At 64.5% G+C, this 22,397-nt stretch carries 19 protein-coding genes and 1 tRNA gene; 9 read left to right on the top strand and 11 right to left on the bottom strand.

What is annotated here, in order from left to right; all coding sequences use genetic code 11:
- Nucleotides 1-158 precede the first annotated feature (158 nt).
- The 5 genes from ACTIFF_RS11280 (at nucleotide 159) to ACTIFF_RS11260 (ending at nucleotide 7,298) form a co-directional block, all read left to right on the top strand.
- Nucleotides 159-3,104 carry a TonB-dependent receptor gene (locus ACTIFF_RS11280; RefSeq protein ID WP_439536916.1) on the top strand — a complete coding sequence of 982 codons (2,946 nt, stop codon included), beginning with the start codon at nucleotides 159-161 and terminating at the stop codon, nucleotides 3,102-3,104.
- A gap of 390 nt (nucleotides 3,105-3,494) precedes the next feature.
- Nucleotides 3,495-4,268, top strand: a complete 774-nt coding sequence (locus tag ACTIFF_RS11275) for a hypothetical protein (protein WP_439536915.1) — start codon at nucleotides 3,495-3,497, stop codon at nucleotides 4,266-4,268.
- Between the two features lie 70 nt (nucleotides 4,269-4,338).
- Nucleotides 4,339-5,166 (top strand): PEP-CTERM sorting domain-containing protein, encoded by an 828-nt coding sequence (locus ACTIFF_RS11270; RefSeq protein ID WP_439536914.1) that lies wholly within the window; start codon nucleotides 4,339-4,341, stop codon nucleotides 5,164-5,166.
- 92 nt (nucleotides 5,167-5,258) lie between these two features.
- On the top strand, nucleotides 5,259-6,137 hold the full coding sequence (locus ACTIFF_RS11265; RefSeq protein ID WP_439536913.1) for a trypsin-like serine protease: 879 nt from the start codon (nucleotides 5,259-5,261) through the stop codon (nucleotides 6,135-6,137).
- Between the two features lie 186 nt (nucleotides 6,138-6,323).
- Nucleotides 6,324-7,298, top strand: coding sequence for a PEPxxWA-CTERM sorting domain-containing protein (locus ACTIFF_RS11260; RefSeq protein WP_439536912.1), 975 nt, complete (start codon nucleotides 6,324-6,326; stop codon nucleotides 7,296-7,298).
- Nucleotides 7,299-7,426: 128 nt separating this feature from the next.
- Here the strand turns inward: ACTIFF_RS11260 and ACTIFF_RS11255 are convergent, their stop codons facing one another.
- The 6 genes from ACTIFF_RS11255 to ACTIFF_RS11230 all read right to left on the bottom strand — a co-directional run bounded on the left by ACTIFF_RS11255 (nucleotide 7,427) and on the right by ACTIFF_RS11230 (nucleotide 15,201).
- Nucleotides 7,427-8,875 carry a sigma-54-dependent transcriptional regulator gene (locus tag ACTIFF_RS11255; protein ID WP_439536911.1) on the bottom strand — a complete coding sequence of 483 codons (1,449 nt, stop codon included), beginning with the start codon at nucleotides 8,873-8,875 and terminating at the stop codon, nucleotides 7,427-7,429.
- Entirely contained in the window at nucleotides 8,850-10,328 is a 1,479-nt protein-coding gene (locus tag ACTIFF_RS11250) for an ATP-binding protein (protein WP_439536910.1), read from the bottom strand. The genes ACTIFF_RS11255 and ACTIFF_RS11250 overlap by 26 nt, the downstream gene beginning before the upstream one ends.
- Before the next feature lie 608 nt (nucleotides 10,329-10,936).
- The gene (locus ACTIFF_RS11245; RefSeq protein WP_439536909.1) at nucleotides 10,937-11,242 is read right to left on the bottom strand and encodes a hypothetical protein; all 306 of its coding nucleotides are present in this window, start codon (nucleotides 11,240-11,242) and stop codon (nucleotides 10,937-10,939) included.
- Complete coding sequence (locus ACTIFF_RS11240; RefSeq protein WP_439536908.1) at nucleotides 11,239-13,839, bottom strand: cbb3-type cytochrome c oxidase subunit I; 2,601 nt, start codon at nucleotides 13,837-13,839, stop codon at nucleotides 11,239-11,241. Before ACTIFF_RS11240 ends, ACTIFF_RS11245 begins: the two co-directional genes overlap by 4 nt.
- Nucleotides 13,836-14,831 carry a cytochrome c oxidase subunit II gene (coxB, locus tag ACTIFF_RS11235; protein ID WP_439536907.1) on the bottom strand — a complete coding sequence of 332 codons (996 nt, stop codon included), beginning with the start codon at nucleotides 14,829-14,831 and terminating at the stop codon, nucleotides 13,836-13,838. Before coxB ends, ACTIFF_RS11240 begins: the two co-directional genes overlap by 4 nt.
- Complete coding sequence (locus tag ACTIFF_RS11230; RefSeq protein ID WP_439536906.1) at nucleotides 14,794-15,201, bottom strand: c-type cytochrome; 408 nt, start codon at nucleotides 15,199-15,201, stop codon at nucleotides 14,794-14,796. Before ACTIFF_RS11230 ends, coxB begins: the two co-directional genes overlap by 38 nt.
- Between ACTIFF_RS11230 and ACTIFF_RS11225 the strand changes: the two genes are divergently transcribed.
- A complete protein-coding gene (locus ACTIFF_RS11225) occupies nucleotides 15,200-15,907 on the top strand; it encodes a c-type cytochrome (RefSeq protein WP_439536905.1) in 708 nt (235 codons plus the stop codon). The two genes, ACTIFF_RS11230 and ACTIFF_RS11225, sit on opposite strands and share 2 nt — an antisense overlap.
- On the opposite strand, the gene ACTIFF_RS11220 is transcribed toward ACTIFF_RS11225, so the two are convergent.
- Together ACTIFF_RS11220 and ACTIFF_RS11215 are read right to left on the bottom strand one after the other, a co-directional pair.
- Complete coding sequence (locus tag ACTIFF_RS11220) at nucleotides 15,831-16,493, bottom strand: cytochrome b (protein WP_439536904.1); 663 nt, start codon at nucleotides 16,491-16,493, stop codon at nucleotides 15,831-15,833. The genes ACTIFF_RS11225 and ACTIFF_RS11220 overlap by 77 nt on opposite strands.
- Complete coding sequence (locus ACTIFF_RS11215) at nucleotides 16,490-17,254, bottom strand: cytochrome c oxidase assembly protein (RefSeq protein WP_439536903.1); 765 nt, start codon at nucleotides 17,252-17,254, stop codon at nucleotides 16,490-16,492. Before ACTIFF_RS11215 ends, ACTIFF_RS11220 begins: the two co-directional genes overlap by 4 nt.
- Before the next feature lie 140 nt (nucleotides 17,255-17,394).
- Here ACTIFF_RS11215 and ACTIFF_RS11210 point away from each other — a divergent pair, with 140 nt between their 5' ends.
- From ACTIFF_RS11210 to ACTIFF_RS11200, 3 genes are all read left to right on the top strand, one after another.
- The gene (locus ACTIFF_RS11210) at nucleotides 17,395-17,790 is read left to right on the top strand and encodes a DUF2231 domain-containing protein (RefSeq protein ID WP_439536902.1); all 396 of its coding nucleotides are present in this window, start codon (nucleotides 17,395-17,397) and stop codon (nucleotides 17,788-17,790) included.
- Nucleotides 17,787-19,094, top strand: coding sequence for a PQQ-dependent sugar dehydrogenase (locus tag ACTIFF_RS11205; protein ID WP_439536901.1), 1,308 nt, complete (start codon nucleotides 17,787-17,789; stop codon nucleotides 19,092-19,094). Before ACTIFF_RS11210 ends, ACTIFF_RS11205 begins: the two co-directional genes overlap by 4 nt.
- Before the next feature lie 130 nt (nucleotides 19,095-19,224).
- Complete coding sequence (locus tag ACTIFF_RS11200) at nucleotides 19,225-19,371, top strand: DUF4124 domain-containing protein (protein WP_439536900.1); 147 nt, start codon at nucleotides 19,225-19,227, stop codon at nucleotides 19,369-19,371.
- A 404-nt stretch (nucleotides 19,372-19,775) separates the two neighbouring features.
- Here ACTIFF_RS11200 and ACTIFF_RS11195 read toward each other — a convergent pair.
- The 3 genes from ACTIFF_RS11195 to ACTIFF_RS11185 form a co-directional block, all read right to left on the bottom strand.
- Nucleotides 19,776-19,865 (bottom strand) — tRNA-Ser (locus ACTIFF_RS11195).
- Between the two features lie 42 nt (nucleotides 19,866-19,907).
- Nucleotides 19,908-21,977 carry a sodium:solute symporter family protein gene (locus ACTIFF_RS11190; protein WP_439536899.1) on the bottom strand — a complete coding sequence of 690 codons (2,070 nt, stop codon included), beginning with the start codon at nucleotides 21,975-21,977 and terminating at the stop codon, nucleotides 19,908-19,910.
- Between the two features lie 2 nt (nucleotides 21,978-21,979).
- Nucleotides 21,980-22,294 carry a DUF4212 domain-containing protein gene (locus ACTIFF_RS11185; RefSeq protein ID WP_439536898.1) on the bottom strand — a complete coding sequence of 105 codons (315 nt, stop codon included), beginning with the start codon at nucleotides 22,292-22,294 and terminating at the stop codon, nucleotides 21,980-21,982.
- Nucleotides 22,295-22,397 lie beyond the last annotated feature (103 nt).

Below are 22,397 nucleotides of genomic sequence, written 5' to 3'. Positions count from 1 at the left end.
TGCCGACACGCTGGCCTTCCAATTGCTTCCATGAGGCTCGGAAGTCAGGCACGCCCCTGGCGTTGACATCCGCATATGGACAAGCAGATCGAGGAAGCAGCGCCTGCGCATGCATTCCCGACAGTGCGCCGGCGCGCAATCACGGAGGGGGTCCAGTCTTGTCACGTGTCATATCCCGAACAGGCATGGTGGTCGTCATGTCCGCCGTGGCGATCGCCTCGGCTTACGCACAGGACACCGGCGCTGGCGCGGGCAGCCCGCGTGCGGCCCCTGCGACACCGGCTGCAACAAAGGAGTACGAGGTCGACACCGTCAATGTGCGCGGCCGGCGTCCTACAGAGGTCGGCCCCATGCCCGGGCTGGGTCTGACGGAAGACGAAATACCGGCCAATATCCAGAGCATCACCGCGAAGGAACTGCGGGAATCAGGCGCCCTGTCGCTCACTGACCTGATGAACAGCCAGATGCAGTCGGTCACCGTGAATGACTACCAGGGCAACCCGTTCCAGATGGACCTGCAGTATCGCGGCTTCACGGCAGGCCCTCAGATCGGCACGCCGCAGGGCCTGTCGGTATTCCTGGATGGCATAAGGGTCAACGAAGCCTTCGGCGACACGGTGAACTGGGATCTCATTCCGATGAATGCGATTTCGCGCCTCGACGTGTTTCCGGGCTCGAACCCGGTATTCGGCCTGAACACGCTGGGCGGCGCGCTGTCACTGCGCACCAAGACCGGCTTCAGCGATCCAGGCATCGAGGCGCGCGCGCTGGGCGGCGCCTGGGGCCGCAAGCAACTGCAACTGTCCGCCGGCGGGAACAACGGCACGATCGGCGGCTTCATCGCCATCCATGGTTTCGAGGAGGACGGCTGGCGCGACAACTCGCCGTCGAACGTGCGCCAGACCTTCGGCCGCTTCGATCTGATGGCCGGCATCGCGTCGTTTGGCCTGTCGGTGCTCAAGGTGGACAACGATCTGGTGGGTAACGGAACCGTGCCGATCGAGGATTTTCGCGCCCGGCCGGAAACCATCTTCACCTCACCCGATGAAACCAAAAACGAACTGCTGCAGTACCAGCTGAGTGCAGCCTTCGACTTCACGAACGAATTCAACGTGACGGCCATGACCTACCGGCGCCGCAGCGAACGCGGCGGCACCGGCGGCGATGCGTACGAAGACTTCGACGACATGGAACTGGGCCGCGACAGGGTGACCAAGAACTTCAACGTGCTGTGCAAGTATGCCGATGTCGATGACGACTTCTTTCCCGATGATCCGGGCGCACCGCTGAACGCGCCCTGTGGCGAGGCGAGCGGCCGGACGCCGAATTACAACGAGCCGCGGAACGGCGCCGATGCAGGCGGCTCCGGGGTCGTCGACGGCACACCGATCGGTCTGCGAAACAGGACCGAACTGAACCAGCTCACCCGCGGCGGCGCAGTCCAGTTCAACTGGAATCTGGAACGCCACAAGTTCATGGTGGGCGCATCGATCGATACCACGCACACGCGCTATCTGAACGCCCAGCAGCTGGGCTTGCTCGACAGCAACCGGAACTTCCATCTCGCCACCGAAGGGTGGGGCCCGGGGCAGATCGACCCGATGTACTACGCCGCGCAGAACGAAATCATCATGAATGACTTCGAGGGCAGTTCGCGCAACCGCAGCCTTTATTTCAGCGAAACCTGGTCGCCGCGCGACAACCTGCATCTGTCGCTGTCCGGACGGTTCAATCTGTACGAGGTCGCGAACAGCCTGAATGCACGGGCGTCGATGTCGGGGCTGCATGAGTTCCGCAATGCCATCGCCGGCAACGGCGTCTTCTACTCCGATCCGGTCAACGGCAGCTTCAGTCTCCCCGACGCCATCGAAGTGTGCTCCAGCGGCATGGACGACGAAACGTGCGAGCGCAAACGCTTCGACTACGATCCGGATCAGCTCTTTCGGGTCGCCACGAAAGAAAAGTACAAGTACCGCTCCTTCAATCCGTCGGTGGGCGTGAACTGGTTGCCGGACGAGAACACCAATATCTTCGCCAACTGGAGCCGCGGCGCCCGCGCCCCGTCAGCCATCGAACTGGGCTGTGCGGTCGACCGCACACTCGTTGGCGACACGATTGCATCCGCCACCTCGAGCTACCCGGTGTGCTACCTGCCGAACACGCTGTCCGCCGACCCCTACCTCCCGCAGGTGCGCTCCAAGTCGGGCGAGATCGGTGCCCGCGGCGTCCTGGCCAACGGCTTCAGGTGGAATGCGTCCGTCTTCCGGACGGACCTGAGCGACGACATCTACCTGGTCGGCATCACGGCGTCGAAAAGCTATTTCGACAGCATCGGCGACACCCGGCGCCAGGGTCTGGAGATGGGCTTGTCCGGCAAGGTGGGCAAGCTGGATTTCCGGGTGAACTACGCTTACACCGACGCAACCTTCCAGTCCGATTTCTATCTGCTGAGCCCGCACAACAGCAGCGCCAACTTCAATCGTGCATCCGGGCGGCGGTCAGCCCCGGCCGCCCTGCGGAACGCAGAAGCCCTGCTCAACAACGGCGAAGGCATCTATCACATGATCCAGGTGCAACCCGGCGACAAGATGCCGGGCGTGTCGCCGCACAACCTGAACGTGACGCTCGGCTACCCGGTCACCGACGCACTCAGCCTGCGTCTCACCGCGGTCGCGCATTCGAGCGCCTTCCTGCGGGGCAACGAGAACAACGAACACGAGGCCGGGGGAAGCGACCGCGAAATCCGCCTCTCGAACAGTGCATCGGCCTGTGGCGCGCAACCCAGACCGTGCTACGTCGAAGCCACTGCCGGCCGCCCCTTCCGCTACGGCGGCAAGTCGCCCGGCTATGCGGTGCTCAACCTGCTGATCAATTACAAGTTCGACAAGCACCTTACCGGCTTCGTGCAGATCAACAACCTGCTCGACAAGACCTACTACTCGGCCGGCCGGCTGGGCGTCACGCCCTTCGCCCCAGGCACCGTTGGCGCCATCGGCGACAGCGGCTGGAACTACAACTCCAGCGAATGGCTGAACACCACCTTCGTTGCACCCGGCGCACCCCGCGCGATCTGGTTCGGCCTGAGCCTCGCGCTGGACATCTGACGCACCTGCCGCATGGAGGGTGCAGGTGCACCGGCATCGACGATGCGCCATCCCGCTGGTCCGGTACGCCTGCCGGACGGGTTTGCATCCGGCACGCCCGCTCGTGACACAAAGCGCATGACCGGCCGTGCAGGCCCGCTGAAGGTCGCCCGCCACGACCGTCATCGAACCGAAACAAAAAGCGGCTTTCCGGGAAGTCTCCCCTGCCGTATTGGGCGTTTTCCCGCTGGGTAAGGCGCGCCCGCCCTCTACGTTTCAGATGTCGGTCGCGTATGTCATGCGCGTAGACAGTACTTAATGCACTACCCGATTTCCGGCGAGCGTTCGCGCTGGATCGGGGCTGTTCGTCCTTCCGATGGCTCGTCCAATAACGCAACAAAGGAGGAAAACATGCACCACGCCTCATTGAAGGTGGCGCTTGCGCTGTCCACCGCGCTCGTCGCCACATCCGTCCATGCCGGATGGGTCACCCCGAAGACATCCGGTCTCGGCTTGATGTACAACTGCAGCCCCGAAACGACCTGCCAGGTCCAGACCACCAACGGCGCGAATCCCGGCGGCTACCGGCTGTTGAACGCCCGCAGCACGCCGGTCGTGCTCGGCGGCGTCATGATCGGCCGGGTACTCGACCGCGTCTGGCGATCGCGCTCCGACAACACGCAGTATGTGTTCGGCACCCGCGTCGTGCTAAACCGGCGCGACTGGTCCGGCAGCGGTCTGCCCTATGCCATCGACGACATATTCCGCTACGGCTTCTCGGCCAGCTACCCGCTCGAGACCGGCTGGCGTCGTGCCCGCGCCTCCGACCTGCGCATCGAACAGGTCGGCCGCACTGCCATCGGCACCAACCAGGGCATCAAGACCTACGACCTCACGGTGGTCGACTTCGCCGTACCGCTCATCTTCCCTGACAACACGCCGCCGGACGATGACGACGACGAAGAAGAACTGACCATCGCCGAAGATCCGGACGAAGGCGTGGAACCGGAAGAAGAGGAAACCGAAGAGGAACCGCGCCGCCTGCGCTCCGCCTGGCTCTACATCCGCACGACCGCGACCGGATACGAGCTGGGCACCGATTCCATACGCCTGTGGAACGCCGGATCGGCCGAAGGCCAGCCGCAGGAATCGCTGTGGTTCAACGGATTCCGGCCCACTTTCTGAGCACGCGCTGCCTCTGACGGGGGCAGCTTCCAACCCCGTCCCAGTTGAACCAACTTGAGGAGAACCAGGCATGAAGCAATTGATCGCTCAAGCAGTACTTGGAACCGGTATCGCGATGCTGGCCGCACCATCATCGGCCGGATGGGTCACGCTGAACAACCCGCCGACAACGCCGGTCATGACAGCGTGCAGCAACGGCACGTCGACCAGCGATGCCTGCAATGTGGGCACCATTTCTGCCGCCACGTCCGGGTTCAGCCTGATTGCAAGCCAAAGTAGTTCCATCGTGGCCAACGCCGTGACGGTCGGTACGCTCTACGACAACGTCTACTACAACGGCTCAACGGGCGAGAGCCTCTTTGCGCTGCGTCTCGACATGAACGGCAACCAATGGGACCCGCCGTCCGACGAAACCTTTGAAGTCAACGATGTGTTCCGCAGCGGATTTTCGAGCGTGGGCAGCATCCAGGCCGGGTACGCGCGGGTCAACAGCGTCGATGAATACTCGTGGGCCATCGGCCGCACCGACGAAGGGCTCAACGAAGGCACCGGCTCCGGAGGGGCTTCCGTCTATGACACCAACTGGGTGCGCTGGTGGACCGATGTGAATGTCGACGACCCCGATGGCAGCAGCCCCGGCACTTCGGCCTGGTTCGTCATGAAGTTCACCGATGAGGACGTCGTGGACTTCACGGAAGCGTCGGGCGCCATCCGCATCTGGCAGGGCGGCGAAGAAGGTCAGGAAGAATACGAAATCTTCATGAGCGGTTACGTCCCCGTGTTCGCCTCCGCCCGCTCGGCCATGGCACTCGCGCCTGTTCCCGAACCGTCGGAGTACGCCATGCTGCTTGCCGGCCTCGGTCTGGTCGGCGCGATCGCCCGCCGTCGCATGAAGTAGCCACCCTCTGCAACGCAGCGTCGACCGGACGCGCCACATCGAGCATGCGGTGCGTCCGGTCTCGTCACGTCGGCACCGGAGATACCCGAACCATGTCCAGCACGTCCTTCATCCGCACCATCGGCACCCTCGCGCTGGCCTGCCTGCCGGTACTTCACAGCACGCCGGCGCACGCCTTGCGCGGTGGTGAAACAAGCAGCGACCACGACTGGGTAGGCACGCTCAGCAGCGGCGGCGACGGCGTGCTGATCGCGCCGAACTGGGTGCTCACCGCAGCCCATGTCGCCAGAATGGGCGGCAGCTTCCAGACCGCCGCCGGCAGCGCGCCGGTCGCCGCGGTATTCAAGGCCGGCACGCTGGGCTTTCCGGACGACGACATTGCGCTGCTGTACCTGGGTAGCGCACTGGATGTCGGTGTCCTCCCGAGGGTGTACGGCAACGTGCTGTACGCCCATGACGCCCTCGCATACGGGGCCGTCACGCTGGTGGCCGCGCAGGATTCGAACACGCAGCAGTACGTCCATTCGGCGCTGGTCACCGCCTACCCGCTTTTCACGACCGAGGACGGTGTGGTGCATACGACCTGGTACGTGGCGGCGGGCTCGCGCGCCGATACCTCGCCGCTGCTGCAGGGCGGAGACAGCGGCAGTGGTCTGTTTGCCGGCCACCTCGACGTGAATGACGAACCGGTACTGATCGGTATTGCATCCGCCAGCTGCGATACCCGCTACTCATGCTTCGTACAGCCCGCCGCGTATCGCGACTGGATGGACAGCACGATGCGCGCATCCGGTCAGGGCGTGCAGTGGGCGCTGGCGCCCGTACCGGAGCCGTCGACCTGGGCACTGTTCGGCGCCGGGCTGGTGATGATCGCCGCATGGTGCGGGCGCATCCGGACCCGCTTTGCCTGGCGGACCGGCAATCCGGCGCTGACTGGAGGCCCGGACGCGCGGATGCCGCACGGTGGCTGATTTCAACCAGCCGGCTGAAATCAGCCACCAGAACATGCGCATCACCTGTTGTTCTGCCTCGCCGGGAAATGCGATCCATAGAGGCGAAGCGCCCGACACTGGAATGAGAATTTCCCGACCTGGTTGGCGCGCAACTTGCGACGAGTGAACGGGGTAGTCCGAACCACAAAAATCAGGAGGGAAGTCATGCATCCATTCAAGCAGGCCGCGCTCGCCGGCATCGCGTCTTTCGCCCTGGCTGCGCCGGCGCACGCCTACATCGACATCGTGTTCGACTACCGTTTCGACACCAGCGGCTATTTCACCGCAGACAAACAGGAAGTACTCAATCAGGCCGCGTACGCCTTCGAATCACGCTTCACCGACGAGCTGACCGGTTTCACATCGAACCCGACCGGAGACAGGTTCAGCGCCGCCACCAAATGGGGCAGCGTGCCCAATCTGAGTGTCGGACAGAACCAGGTCGTCATTTTCGTGGGTATCGATTCGCCCAACTTTTCAAACGGCTGGGAAACCTCGGTCAGAGCCACTGGATCGAGTGGGGGCGGACAGTTTGGAGGCATCGCTACCTCTCAGGCTTTTCGCACCGCGGTACTCGATCGCGGGCAGGCGGGCGGAGATCTCGATGCGTCCAGCTGGGGCGGCTCGCTGGTATTCGACCCCAACGCCAATTGGTATGTGGATGCGGACACGACCACGATCGAGTCGTTCGCCGGCCAGTACGATCTTTACTCGACGGCGCTCAAGGGCATGCTCGATGTCTTTTCCGGGCGCGGCTCCGATCCGTCCTCCGCAGCCTGGTCCGGGCTCCTGGACAATCGACAACGCTTCATGGGCGCCAACGCGGTCGCCGAGAACGGCAATGTGCGGCTCAATACCCAGTTGAATGGCGGCAATCGCATTCAGCCGACTTACGAGAGCATTGTGGAAGGCTCCGGCCTTGAACAGCTTGCGGCGTTTTCCCATGGCCTGTCGACCGGCGAGCGCCGATACCTCACAGAACTCGACTACGCCATGCTGGAGGACCTCGGTTGGCAGGTCGGCAGTCTGGCCGACGCCCCGTCCTACCTGCCGGCCGTACCTGAACCCGGCACCTGGGCCATGATGCTGGCCGGCCTCGGTCTCGCGGGTTACGCCGCGCGCCGGCAACGCGGGAGGTAGATCGGGTCGCCCCCTCCGCCATGGAGAACTGACACGACAAGGCCCGCGCCGGAATCCATCCGGGCGGGCCTTGCTTTTTTTCCGGCCTCGCTTCACCCGCCCGGCTCGACGCCCGAGCGGGTGGCCGCCTACTCGTCGACCGCGCCCTTGAGTCCGTGCTTGTCGATGCGGTAGCGCAGCGTCATCCGGCTCACGCCGAGACGACGCGCGGCCTGGGACACATTGCCCCTCGCCTTTTCGAGCGCATGCTCGATCATCCAGCGCTCTGCTTCGTCCAGCGTCATGGATGCGATGGGCGAAGACGATTCGTTCGCGGCGGATGGAGTTTCTGCCTGAGTGCCCAGCCCCAGATCGGCCGGCCCGATGTCACGCCCCTGACACAGCAGCAGCGCGCGTTCGATCAGATGCTTCAGTTCGCGTACATTGCCGGGCCAGTGGTAGCGCAGCAGCGCCGTCCGGGCGTCCTTCTGGATCACCGGTTCGACCAGCGCATAGCGCCGCGCCGTCTGCGTCACGAAACGCTGCGCCAACAGCAGTACGTCGTCACCCCGTTCGCGCAACGGGGGCATCTTGAGCGTCACGACGTTGAGGCGGTAAAACAGGTCGGCGCGGAACTGGCCCGCGGCAATCATGGCCGGCAGGTCACGGTTGGTGCCGGCGACAAAACGTGCGCCGATCGGGCGCTCGCGGGTCGAACCCACCCTGCGCACGACACGCCGCTCGATCACGTTCAGCAGCTTGGCCTGCATGTCCAGCGGCAGCTCGCCGATCTCGTCGAGGAAGGCTGTGCCACCCTCGGCTGCTTCGAGCAGGCCGGCACGCGCACCCTGGGCACCGGTGTAGGCGCCCTTCTCGTGACCGAACAGTTCCGCCTCGATCAGCTCGCGCGGCAACGATGCGCAATCGACCTGCACGAAGGGGCGTTCGGCCAGCGGGCCGGCGCGGTGCAGGCAGCGCGCGGCCACGTCCTTGCCGGTGCCGGTTTCGCCAATGATGAGCACGGTCGGCGGCGGCGCGAGGCGGTTGCCGATCAGGCTGCCGAGCGCAGCGATCTGTTCGCGAACCGCATGCATGGCGGGACTTTCGCCAAGCAGCTGCGCGTCATCTCCGCTGTGACTTTCGCGGCTGCGCGAGTAATCGACCTTCTGCCGCAAGCCGGCGGTGCGCAGTGCCTTTTCGATCACCAATTGCAGTTCGTCCAGATCGACCGGCTTCTTCAGATAGTCGGCGGCCCCCAGCTTCATCGCACGAACCGCGTCCTCGACCTCACCATAGGCGGTCAGCACGATGACGGGCGCCGCGCGCGTGTCGCGTGCCAGTTCGGCCAGCAGGTCGACGCCCTGCCCGTCCGGCAGACGCAGGTCGAGAAGGATCACGTCCGGCCCGAAGCTGCTGAGCGATTCGCGGCCGGCGGCAAGCGTCACCGCGTGCTCGCAGGCATATCCGGCACCTCCCAGACGTTTCACCACGGCGCGCGCAAACAGCGCCTCGTCTTCGATCAGCAGCACCCTTGCCGCGTGGACCGGAGCGGAGGACTGGAACCCGGACAGATCATCCGTCAGCAGATTGGCCAACATTTTTCTCCTCCATCGGCATGATCATCACGACCTCGGTACCCGGGTCGTGATGCATGAATTCGAGGCGCCCGCCGTGCACGTCGCACACCTTGGCCGCAAAGGGAATGCCCAATCCGCTGCCTTCCACCTTGGTGGATACCAGCGGACTGAGTCCGCGCGGCACCGGGCTGCCCACCATGCCCGCACCGAAGTCGCGCACCGACAAGGTCGCGCACTCATTGGCATGCACCAGCCGGAACTCGATCACGCCATCGGCAGGCGATGCGTCGATTGCATTGTTGAGCAGCCCCAGCAACGCCTGCTCGACAAGATGAAGGTCGATATCGAGCGTACAGGTCTGCCCGAGGCCGATACGGCGCAACGACAGGCGCCGCGCGTCCAGCCGGTCACGCGCGAGCGCCGTGACCGTGTCGAACAGCGAGGCGGCATCGACCTCGGTGCGTTTGGGCTGCAGCGGGTTCAGATAGGACAGCAGCGAGTAGGTCCAGCGGTCGAGCCGATCGGTGGTGGCAATGATCCCGGCCAGCCCTTCCCTGACGTCGACCGGCAGGGACGGGGCGTCCATCACCTGAGCGGTCGCCCTGATGCTGGCCAGCGGATTGCGTATGTTGTGCGCCACCACCGGCACCAGCGCGCTCAATGTCGCCTGCTTCTCGGCCACGCGCAACGCCTCCTGGCTGGCCTGCAGGGCGCCGGCCATCGAATTGATGGCACATGCCAGCCGGATCAGCTCCGCCGCACCGGTTTCCGGCACACGGTGCTGCAGTCGCCCGAAACTGATATTGCGCGTCGCGTCCATGATGGCTGCCAGCGGTTCGGCCACCGCAACACGCAGGTAGCGTCTGAACACGATGAAGATCAGGGTCGCCAGCAGCAGCGGCAATGCCAGCAATACCGGCACCACGTTCTGCAGGATGCCGAGCCGATGATCGACGTCGCGCCGCCTCTGCAGCAGCACGCGCTCGAACTCGCTGAGCCTCTGCTCGAAGTCGTTGAACGCGCCACGTTCGAGTTGTGCATCGAGCGATCGACCGCCGGCCAGCGCCTCTTCCGAACTTACGCTCAGCATCGCTTCGCCTTGCTGACGCACACCGCGATAGGCCGCGTGCAACGCATCGACCACGTCCCGCTCGCGTTCGCTCTCGGCCCGCGCATACACCAGGTTGAACTGGCGATCGATCGCGCTCGCATACTCCGCGAATTCGGCTTGCGCCTGGACGTCGCCCAGAAAGGCATGATCGAACACCTCCTTGATCTGCCGGTACAGACTGCCGCGCATTTCGAGCGCGCCGGCACTCATGAACGCCAGGCGGTCACGCTCGGCCGACGCCAGATTCCACATGTGCAGCCCCCCGACTCCCATGGCACCGGAAAAGATCAGCAGCGCCAGATAAAGCACCGCATAGCGCAGCTGAAGCCGCTTCAGCGAATGCGCCTCTCCGATGAAATCCATGACCGATTGCCGAACCCTGCCCATTGCGGAATGCCTCCACGGGTGCAAGAACCGGGCCTCGCGGCCACGGACGAGCGGAAACGACGTTGTTGTGCGGAAACAATCCTTTACGTTCAGAGCGGACCCAGCCGGTGGGTCGGTTCAAATCAAACGAAATGCACCATATGAACCACCACAGCATTGCGCCTTCATGATGAAGGCGTAGCAGCCGAAGTGCATCGGGACAATCGCAGGACATGTCAGGGACATCGACCAGCATCTGTTCCACACGGAACGAGAGAGACTGTTACAACGCAGTACAGTCATGCGCCAGATGCCTGACAGCCATGAAAGCCGCGAACGGGACCGGCTGCGCGCATGAGTGACAGGGCAGCGGAACGGGTAAATGCGATCGAGCGCGGCGGCCAACCTGCGCTTTCGGCCATCAGCTTTCGTTCGCATCTGACAGCTTTGAACCGTCACCCTTTGCGGCAAGATGCATCGGTGCGCGCTTTAGCCAACAGGGTGAGGTGCATCCGGTGCGCACGTGCCTTGAACTGTTTGCTACCGCCGTCGTTTCAGCGCTCGATGTATCCGTTGTGCGTGCTTTCTGAAACCAAGCTTCCCGCTCAAGGCAGAACAACCACGGAAGGCAATGCACTGAACACCACCGCCGCCGTCGCAATCGCAACTGCCCCTCGCGCGATGCGGTAGCTCCAGCCCGAAAGGCGGCCATCGGCGTGTTGGGCTTTCAATCCAACGTAATGCACGCACACGGCCAGCAGCGCGATCGCAGTGACCGCCCACGCCACCGCGTTGGCGGCCCACTGTTTCGGCCAGACCTCGCCTGCAGCCCAGAGCACCATGAAGTGCACAAACCAGATCACAAAGGCCATAACGATCGGCCGCACGCTCGACCGCTTCATGGCGTTCACACGCTGCCCCAGGGCAGCAGGCGCGGCAACAGCAGGCCGGCCGCGCCCTCAAGCGCGGCATACATGAACAAGATGCGAAGCGCCTCCAGGGTCTTGTTGGCCGGGCCAGGTGCCAGACCGCGCATCCAGCGCGCCAGGTAGTAGAAGGCCGACAGCGTGACCGCCACGACGATGGAGCTGTGCCACGCCAACATGGCATAGATGGCAGCCCCTTGCCCGCTGACATTTCCGCGCAGCCCGGCGTGCCACCAGTCGACACCATCCACCGCCAGCGCAGCAACGAGGCACACCATGCTCAGCGTCATCAGTACGGCGCTGAGCCCGCTGCCGCGCTTGAGCTTTGCCATGGCAGGCAGCGCCGCGTAGGCCAGGCCACCGGATGCACCCAGCAGCAGCAGGCCAGGAACCAGCGCGTCGCGCGTCGCGGCCACCCGCCACCAGTCGGGATGGGCGCCGAACAGGTAGAGGTAGGCGAACAGCGCCATCAGGTAAATCATCCCCAACACGATCACCAGCAGCACCGCGGCCCACCAGCCGTGCGATTGCGGGCCGGTCACATAGGTCGGCAGCAGGATGCCGGCGCCTGCGTCGACCTGCTTCTGCGGCAAGTGGCGGTCGTTGCTCCAGACCCAGCGCATCAGGCAGAAGACCGTCAGCACGCCGCAGATCGCGCTCAACGTCAAAGCCTTCACCGTCAGCAGCAGGAAAAAGCCCGCGGTAAACAGCGCCGCCAGCAGCGGCCACCAGGAAGGCCCCGGCATGATCTGCACGTACTGCGGCTCGGCACGCGAGCTGCTCGTGATGAGCGTTTCGCGCGCACCGGTGGCGGTGCCGGGCAGGAAGTAGCGCCCGGCCTCGACATCCTCGCGCAGCCGTGCATCGGCCCAAACCGGTTCCAGGTCATTGACGACGGGTATCGAACGCACGGCGTAGTTGCCGGTGGCCAGCCATTCCAGCGTGCCGCCCTTGTACACGTTGCGGGCGTCGCCTCCGCTCCCACCCTTGCGGCCATAGCAGCGGATGGCGTCGATCAGGAACAGCAGCACCCCGACGGCCATGATGAAGGCGCCCACGGTCGAGACCAGGTTCGGCAGGTCCCAGGCCCGGCCCGGCAGGTAGGTGTCGACGCGCCTGGGCATGCCCATCAGCCCGCTCAGGTGCATCGGCAGGAAGCAGACGTGCACGCCCACGAAGCAGAGCCAGAAGACCCAGCGCCCGACGCGCTCCGAAAGCTGCCGGCCGTTGATCATCGGCGTCCAGTAGTAGAAGCCGGCGAACAGCGGAAACACCATGCTGCCGATCAGTACGTAGTGAAAGTGCGCGACGACGAAGTAGGTGTCGTGGGCCTGGCCATCGAAAGCGACCATGCCCACCATCACGCCCGTCAGGCCGCCCATCACGAAGATGAGGATGCCGCCGACGAGAAACAGCGAGGGCACGTTGCGCTGCACCTTGCCCGAGGCGAGCGTGGCGATCCAAGCGAACACCTGCGCGCCGGCCGGGATGGCCACCGCCATCGACGCGGCCGAGAAGTAGCCGGCCGACAGCCCGGGCAGGCCCACCGTGAACATGTGGTGGGCCCAGACGCCGAAGCTGATGAAGCCGGTGGCGATCATCGCCAGCACCACGATCTCGTGGCCCACCAGCGGCTTCTGCGCCACCGTGACGATCATCGTCGACACCATCGCCGACGCCGGGATGAAGATGATGTAGACGTCGGGGTGGCCGAAGAACCAGAACAGGTGCTGGTAGAGCAGCGGGTCGCCGCCGCGCGTGGCGTCGAACAGTGGCCAGTTGAAGGCGCGCTCGAGCTCCAGCAGGAAGGTCACCATGATCATCGCCGGGAAGGCCAGGATGATCATCACGCCGAAGATCAGCACCGCCCAGGCGTAGATGGGCATCTTGGCCAGCGTCATGCCCGGGGCGCGCGTGCGCAGCACGCCGACGATGAGTTCGATCGCGCCGGCTATTGCCGAGATCTCGATGAAGCCGATGCCCAGCAGCCAGAAGTCGGCGTTGATGCCCCTGGAATAGACCCCCGCACTCAAGGGCGGGTACATGAACCAGCCACCCGACGGCGCCAGGCTGAAGAAGATCGAGCAGAAGAAGACGACGCCGCCGATCAGGTAGGCCCAGTAGGAGTACGCCGACAAGCGCGGGAACGGCAGGTCGCGCGCCGCGATCATCTGCGGCAGCAGCATCACCGCGATGGCCTCGACGGCGGGCACGGCGAACAGGAACATCATCACCGAGCCGTGCATCGTGAACAGCTGGTTGTAGGTCTCCTGCGGCACGATGCCGGCCAGCGGTGCGGCCAACTGCACGCGCATCACCAGGGACAGGATGCCGGCGGCGACGAAGAAGCCGAAGGCCGTGACGATGAACAGGAAGCCGATGAAGTTGTTGTTCACCGCGCTGAACGCGCGCCAGCCCGTGGGCGTTTCCCAGACTTTCTTCAGCGCTTCCAGCTCCCCCGCCGGCCTCTCGTCTTGCGTTGGAAAGCGTCCGTAAAGCTGCGTGTCGAAACCGGTCTCGGAAGGCTCGGTCGCCGAATCGCGCAGCGCACCCGCCACGCCCGGGGTGGCGCTGCGCGTCACTTCAACGACTCCATGTAGGCCGCCAGCGCGTTGAGCTCGGTGGCCTGCAGCGAACGGTAGGCGGGCATGCGGTTGTTGGGCTTGATCGATTGGCTGTCGCCGATCCAGCCGATCAACGTGCCGCGGGTGTTCGGCAAGATGCCCGCGCCCAGTGACTGACGCGAACCGACGTGCGTGAGGTCAGGTCCCGACAGACCTTGTGCTGTGGTGCCGGCGACGCGGTGGCAGGCCGCGCAACCGACCTCGCCAAAGAGTTGGCGGCCGCGCAGCACCTCGTCGCTGACTGGCAAGGCCGGGGCCGGCTGTGGATGCAGGCGCGCAAGCCGGGTTTCGTTCCAGCGCAGCCAGTCGGCGGGCTCATGTGCCACGACGACGAACCCCATCAGCGAGTGCGCTCCGCCGCAGAACTCGGCACACTGCCCACCGTAAACGCCCGCCTTGTCGGCCTGCAACTTAAGTCTGTTGGTGCGGCCCGGAATCATGTCCATCTTGCCGCCCAGCTTGGGCACCCAGAAGCTGTGGATCACGTCCTCGGAAACCATGTCGACGACGACAGGGCGGCCGACCGGGATGTGCAGCTCGTTGGCATCGGCATGCATCTCTTCGCCTGACGCATCGAGGTAGGACACGCGCCACCAGTAGATGTTGCCGGACACGCGCATGCGCAGCTCGTCACCCTGGATCGTCGTCATGCCGGCGACCATCGTCGTACCCCAGGCCAACAGCAGGAAGAGCACCCCGGCCGGGATAATCAGCCCGAACCATTTGACGACTCCCTCGCCGCCAAGCTTGGCACGCAGTTCGTCGCTGCCGTACAGTGCCACCCAGAGGGCCGCGCAGACCACCACGAAGATCAGCGTGACGAGTGCGATCAGCACCCAGGTGAGCGAAGTGACTGTGTTCGAGAACGGGCCGTGCGGATCGAGCACCGGCGGTGGCCAGCCGCTCAAGGCCTCAGCGAGGTTTGAGCGTGAGGAGGTAGGCTGTGACATCGCGGGCTTCCTGGTCAGTCATCAAAATGGCCGGCATGGCCGTCCCGGGCACCAGCCCAGGGGCGTTCCTGACGAACTGCATCAACACGCCGGGTTGGTTCGGCAGGCGCCCGGCGATCAGGCCCTGTCGCCCGAAGTCTTCCAGTGACGGCCCGAGCCCGCCGCGCGGCCACGTCACGTCGGGAAAGGTGTGACAGGCCACGCATCCCTTTGCGGTGACGAGTTGACGACCCTCCGCGGCGTTGGCGTCGCCCAGCGCCGGCGTACGGTCTGGCGGGCCATCGCAGGCCGTCAGGCTGAGGCAGGCCGGTATCAGCCATCGGCCAAACGTGCGTGATTTGCTCCGGTGTGAACCATTGAGGTCTTGCATGAACGATGAGTCAGTCTCCATGCGTCACCAACCAACTCTGCAGGAGCACTGGCCCGCGAACTCCGGCCGCCTGTGGCTGGCCCTGTTCGCCATGGTGCTGACGACGGCATGCAGCGACCGCATGACCAGCAGCGACAACCGCTGGGGCCGCGGCGGCGAGCTGATCGCAATGAGCGGCGGCGAAGGTGGCGCGCGCTATGCCTGCATGACTTGCCATGGGGCCCGTGGCGAGGGCAATGGTTTCGACGCGCCGCGCCTGGCCGGGCTGCCGGCGGGCTATCTGCAAAAGCAGATGGAGGACTTCGCGGCCGGCTTGCGCCCGCACGAAGTGATGCGCGACGTGGCGCGTTTCCTCGACAGCCAAGAACGCGTGAGTGTGGCCAACCACTATGCCGCACTGCAGCCCCACGCCTTGCCGCCGTCCACCGAGCAAGCCATCGCCGCGGGAACCCCGGAACTGTACGCCGGCAAGTGTCAAACATGCCATGGGGTTGAAGGAATCGGTACCGCGAACGGGCCGCCATTGAAAGCCCAGCCGGCCTTCTATCTGACCCAGCAATTGCAGGATTGGCAGGTTTCGAAGAGGCGCAACGACGGCAGTCATGTGATGTTGAAGGTGGCGCAACAGCTCAAGTCCGAGGAGGTCCGGCAACTGAGCCTTTTTCTGGCGCAGATCCCACCACACCCGGCACCCGCGGACCGTTGAGGTCGAACATCGAAGGCAGGACGCGGTCCCGTTTGAACACGTAGTGCAGCACGGCCGCCCCGGCATGGCCGGGAATGACGAGCGTCGTGATCCAGACGATCCAGAAGTGTGTCGTCGCGGCCCACTGCATCAGGCGGTGCTGCAGGCCCTCGGACAACTGATCGAACGGCAGGTTGGGAAACGGGATCACGCCCGCGACAGACAACGGCAGGTCGCTGGGCAGCGTGGACCACATCACCCAGCCGCTGATCGGCAAAGCGAAAAAACTGACATAGAACCAGGTTTGCAGCAGGCGGCTCGCCTTGCCTGTCAACGAGGCCCCGTCAACGTTTCCCGGGCCGCTGAGCTGGCTGTGCCAGAACAGGCGCAGCGTGCCCAGCAGCATGATCGTGAGGCCGATCTGCGTGTGGGTCTGGTAGCCGACGTACTTGTTGCCTCCCACCGGTTGCCACTCCAGGTACCACCCATGGGCCAGCTGGAAGATCATCAGCGCCGCCATCACCCAGTGGAAGGCGACGCCCATCGGCGAGTACAGGCCGCGTCGGTGGTAGCCCTCGGCCCATTCAATGGCGGCAACGAGGTTCATGCAGGCTCGGCGCGCAAGCCACGCGCACGTTCCGCGTTCATCCAGCGCCAGCCGATCCACATCGCCGCAGCCAGATAGGCGATGCTGCCCGGCGCCCACATCGTGATGCCGGCGAGTTGCTGGTCTTCCAGCGGGGAAACACCCCAGCTCAGCGTGGACGCGAAGTGCGGGGCATACAGCGGCCGCCCGGCGAAGGTGATCAGCGCGCCCAGCAGCCCCATCGACACCGTCGTGGCCAGGATGGCACCCATCGCCGCGGCCGCGCCGGACCTCCGGACCGCGATCCAGAACGCCATCGCGCTGGTCAGCAGCGTGAGCTGCATCAGTGCGTAGATCGAGTCCGACGACAGAGCTGCTGCGTAGGGCGCCGGTGCATGCCAAGCCCAGAAGGTCACCGCGCCGATGGCCGTGACGCTCCCAAGCGGTGTCGGCAGGCGCCGCAGCCAGGGTTCACATCCAGACGCCAGCAGCGGCGCCATCACCAGAACGAGCGCGATGTGATGGATCACCCGTACCGTGAAGAATGCCGAGCTCAGGGCACACAGCGGCGAGACATAGAGCACGACTGTGAGGGCCAACGCGCAACGCAAGCTCAGGCGCCGCTTGGGCGTGATTTCATGAGCCACAGACACGCGCCACAGCGTCAGTGCAAGCAGCAGGAGGACAGCGCCGAGCACCGGATCCAGATTCCAGCGACTCAGCCAGATCTCTGGGCTGGGCGCCTCGCCGCAATACGGGACCCACCTCTTTACTTCGTCCATGGCATGTTCCTCCCATCTGGGCGCAAGCTCAACCCAAGGCGGCGACTCCCATTTGCATCACAACATGGACAGACATCGCTCACTGTTCGGTCTCGAACAGACGCCCGACCTGCAATCGCGATCATGGGTGTTCCCCTTCCGTGAACACCAAAATGCATGTCCTCTTTGCCTTGTCTTCCGTGCCGCTCTTCCTGGGCGCGCTGCTCAGCGACTGGGCCTACTCCAGCAACCAGGAGATCCAATGGGTCAACTTTGCCGCGTGGTTGATCGCGGGCGGCTTGCTGATGGCAGGCCCGGCCCTGCTGTGGGGTGCGGTGGATGTGCTGCGCTTTCCGACCAACCGCCATCGTCGAGGCCTGATCTATCTGACCTTGCTACTGACCACCTTCGTCGTCGGCTTCATCAACGCCCTGGTCCACGGCAAGGACGGTTGGGCGGCGATGCCCACTGGACTGATCCTCTCGGCCGTGGTGGTGGTTCTCGCCGCGGCGGCCAGCGCGATCGGGCTCGCGGGCTCCTTTCGGAGGACGGCATGACGACCCGGGCCCGGCGTAAAGCAGGCGCCATCGTTGCAGTCGCGATGCTCTGCACAACAACGACATTTTTTGTCGCAGCGGCCGGTGTGAGCGGCGCGGGACTCGGCAACCCGGAGTTACCGTCACCACAGCGGGGGCTGCTGCCGAGCATGCGCATCGCAGAACCCGCAGGCTGGGGCGACCGCCGTCCCGTGGTGCCACCAGGCTGGACGATCAAGGCCATCGCCACCGACCTGAAAGTCCCGCGGCAGACGCTGGTGCTGCCCAATGGAGACATTCTGGTGGCCGAGGGCAAGGGCGGGGGTGCACCCGTCCTGAGACCCAAGGACTACATCGCCGGCATCATCAAGTCCAAGGGCAACACGTCCGTCAAAGGCGGCGATCAACTGACCTTGTTGCGCGACGCCGATGGCGATGGCATCTACGAAGGCAGGTGGGTCTACGCGAAAGACCTCAATGCACCGTATGGCCTCGCGCTGGTCGGAAACAGTCTGTATGTCGCCAACCAGGATTCGCTGGTGCGGTTCGCGTACGCGGCCGGGCAGACCCAGGCCACGGCACCTCCCGTGACGGTGACCAAGTTGCCTTCAGCGATCAACCACCACTGGACGAAGTCTCTCGCGGCTGATGCCGACGGCCGCTATCTCTACGTCGGCATCGGCTCCAACAGCAACATCGGAGAGCGCGGCATGGCGGTGGAGGAGAACCGCGCCGTGGTCTGGCAGGTCGACGCAAGCAGTGGCGCAACGCGGACATTCGCAACCGGTCTGCGCAATCCCACAGCATTGGCGTTAGAGCCCGCGAGTCGGCAACTCTGGGCTGTGGTGAACGAGCGCGATGAACTCGGCCCCGAGCTCGTGCCGGACTACCTCACTTCGGTGCGAGAAGGTGCGTTCTATGGCTGGCCCTACGCGTACTGGGGCCCCAACGCCGACCGCCGCGTACAGCCCCAGAACGACAGACAAGTCCAGGCTGCAGTGCGCCCGGACTTCGCCCTGCCGTCGCACTCGGCGCCGCTGGGACTGTCCTTTGTGCAGCCGGGGTTCGCGGCGCCGTTTGCCGAAGGCGCTTTCATCGGTTTGCATGGCAGTTGGAACCGGGATGTGCCTGTCGGCTACAAGGTGATCTTCGTACCGTTCGCCAATGGCCGCCCCAGCGGGCCGCCGGTTGAGTTCGTCACCGGCTTCCAAAGCGACGGCAAGACCATGGGCCGCCCGGTCGGCGTGACCGTGGACCCCAAGGGCGCATTGATCGTGGCCGACGATCTGTCCAACACCGTCTGGCGCGTGACGCCACAGCCTTGATGTCCTCGCGACCCTGACTGCCAGGTGGCCCGCCAGAATTGCATGACCCCCAACGCCGCGGCGCTGGTATGTGCGCCCCCAGGCTACCCACAGACGGTGCTCTGTTGACGATTTTTCGCGGGTGGTGTCGATGCCGGCGATGGGGCAGGTCTGCAAGTGCAAAGACGCAGCGGGGAAAATGATGTTTTCTGACCCGCCGTGCGGTAAAAGCGCGCAGCAAGTCAACGTGCGACCGTCTCGCGGCGATGCCCCCGAAGGGTGGCGCGACGATGCGTGAGATCGGCAGTACCGGGATTTGAAGCCGCGAGAGCGCGCAGAAGCCGAGAATGATCCGCGCTTGCGCGAGATACGTGAAATCAACAGGCCGCTTGACGACCTTTCCGCTGAGCGAAGAACTCGTCGCTGCAGCGATCTTCGGCGTGATCTGGATGTTGCGGAATCGACTGTTCGAAACGGCGCGGTGCACTGGCAATCCAACAGTGCGAAGGCACGGATCCCCGCGCTACAGAATCAAATCAAGCGCGCATGCTGACTGTCCGAGTGATTCCGAATCGGTCCCAGCGCCTCCGCCAGTAATCTGCGCAGACTGCGCCATGACGTGGGGAAGGCATGTGGGGAACGATAAAAGACTTGAGCCCGCAACCCACGGATTTTTAAGGGATATCCGGGCTCAAAAATAAGTGGCGGAGAGGGCGGGATTCGAACCCGCGTTAGGTTTTCACCTAAACACGCTTTCCAGGCGTGCGACTTAAACCACTCATCCACCTCTCCGCGGAGCGCGCGACTATAGCAGAAAGCGCCGGGGCGCGGCCGTCAGGCGCCCGGGTTGCGCGCAGGCGGCGGGTCGATGCGATCGTGCGGCAGGCGCGGGTAGCGCAGGTGTTCGACCAGCTCCTGCGTGGCGGTGTCGGGCGCCGGGGTCAGCAGGCTGACGATGACCAGCACGGCGAAGCCGAACGGGATGCCGAAGAAGCCGCAGGAAATCGGCTCGATGCCCAGCCAGGCGTTGGCGATGCTGCCGCCGAAGAACGGATGGGTCAGCGATGCGTAGTAGAGGCACATGCCGAGGCCGGCCACCATGCCGCTGACCGCACCGGCCTTGTTGGCACGCTTCCAGAACACGCCGCACACCAGCGCCGGGAAGAAGGCGGACGACGCGATCGAGAATGCCAGGCCGACCATGAACAGGATGTTGTCCGGCTTCAGCGAGGCGGTGTAGGCGGCCACCAGTGCGACCACCAGCAGCAGCGCCTTGGAAATGACCAGACGGCGCTGAGTCGACGCGTTCGGGTCGATCACCTTGTAATAGACGTCGTGCGACATGGCGTTGGCGATGGTCAGCAGCAGGCCGTCGGCGGTGGACAGCGCAGCGGCCAGACCGCCGGCGGCGACCAGGCCGGAAATCACATAGGGCAGACCGGCGATTTCCGGCGTGGCGAGCACGATCACGTCGGTGTTCAGCGTCAGTTCGGCCAGCTGCAGGATGCCGTCGCCGTTGATGTCCTCGATCTTCACCAGCCCCACCTTGCCCCACGAGGCAACCCAGCCGGGCAGCGTCGAAATCGTGGAACCCACCAGATTGGTGTAGATCTCGAATTTGGCGAACACCGCATAGGCAGGCGCAGTGACGTACAGCAGGAAGATGAAGAACAGCGACCAGAACACCGATTCGCGCGCTTCCTTGACGCTGGGCGTCGTGTAGTAGCGCATCAGGATGTGCGGCAGCGAGGCGGTGCCTATCATCAGGCAGATCACCAGCGCGATGAAATTGAGGCGCTTGCGGCTCGATTCGGCATTGTCCCGACCGGCATGGGCTGCCGTGTGCGGCAACGGTGGCGCAGATTTCGCGGCCGCGGCGGCGCGTGCTTCGGTCCAGCGCTTGCGCGCCTCGGCTTCGTCCCTTGGCATGTACTTCAGCGCCTTTTCAGCGGACGAAATGTCCTTCGCCGAGGCATTTTCGTTCTTCAGGCCGTCGAGTCGGGCGGTCAGCGCGGCGCGTTCGGCTTCGAGCGAAGCCGGCAAGCCACGGATCTTTTCGTCGTAGGCCTCGGCGCGCGCCTTGTACATGGCGTTCACCTCGATTTCGCGCGGCGACGAAAACAGCGTCTGCTCGGTCGTCGTGAGCTTCTGCAGCACGCCGCCATACACCGCCTGCGGCACCGGCACGCCGGTCACCTTGGTGGACAGGATGACCACCGGCAGCAGATAGGCCACGATGAGAATGATGTACTGCGCCACCTGCGTCCACGTCACGGCGCGCATGCCGCCGAGAAAGGAACACACCAGGATGCCGGCCAACCCGACGAATACGCCGACCTCGAATTCCAGCCCGACGAAGCGGCTGGTGATCAGGCCGACGCCATAGATCTGCGCCACCACATAGGTGAACGACGCAAGAATGGTGGCGAACACGCCGATCATGCGTGCCGCGTTGCCGCCGTAGCGCGCGCCGAGGAAATCTGGAATGGTGTATTCGCCGAACTTGCGCAGATAGGGCGCGAGCAGCAATGCCACCAGGCAGTAGCCGCCGGTCCAGCCCATGACGAAGGCCAGACCCTGATAACCGCCGAAGTACAGCGTGCCGGCCAGCCCGATGAAGGACGCCGCCGACATCCAGTCCGCACCGGTCGCCATGCCGTTGAACATGGCCGGCACACGCCGGCCGGCGACGTAGTACTCGGACACGTCGGCGGTGCGGCTCATGACGCCGATACCGGCGTACAGCGCGATCGTGGCGAACATGAACACGTAGCCGATCCAGCGCGACGACATGCCCATGCCTTCGGCCAGTGACAGCAGCACGACGAACAGTGCGAAGCCGCCGGCGTACCAGGCGTACATCTTCTTGAGCTGGCGGTAGAACGCCGACTGCCGCTGCGGCATGGTCAGACGTCCTCGCTCACGCCGTACTCGCGGTCAAAGCGGTTCATCACCCGCGCGTAGTAGCCGATGATCAGTACGTAGACGATGAGCGAACCCTGGGCGCCCATGTAAAAGGCGAGCGGCCAGCCGAGGAAGGACCATTCGTTGAGTTCGCGGGCGAAAAACACCGGCACGAAGGTGACCGTGAACCAGATGAAGAGCAGCACCAGCGTGACGCGAAGATTCCTGCGCCAGTACTCGCGATGGCGTTCGGACAACTGCATCAGCGTGTGCTCGGCAGCATGTTCGGTGAAATCAGGCCGCGGTAATCGGGACAACGGGCTTCCGATGTTGCTGCAGACGCAGTCGCTCGATGCCTGCCCGTGTGGTTGTCGGGGTGATGCACGCCCGGCCAATCGTCACTCGCCGGGCGCCCGGCCA

The organism is Methyloversatilis sp., assembly GCF_051861465.1.
Taxonomy (GTDB): domain Bacteria; phylum Pseudomonadota; class Gammaproteobacteria; order Burkholderiales; family Rhodocyclaceae; genus Methyloversatilis.
This window is presented reverse-complemented; position numbering and strand designations above follow the sequence as displayed.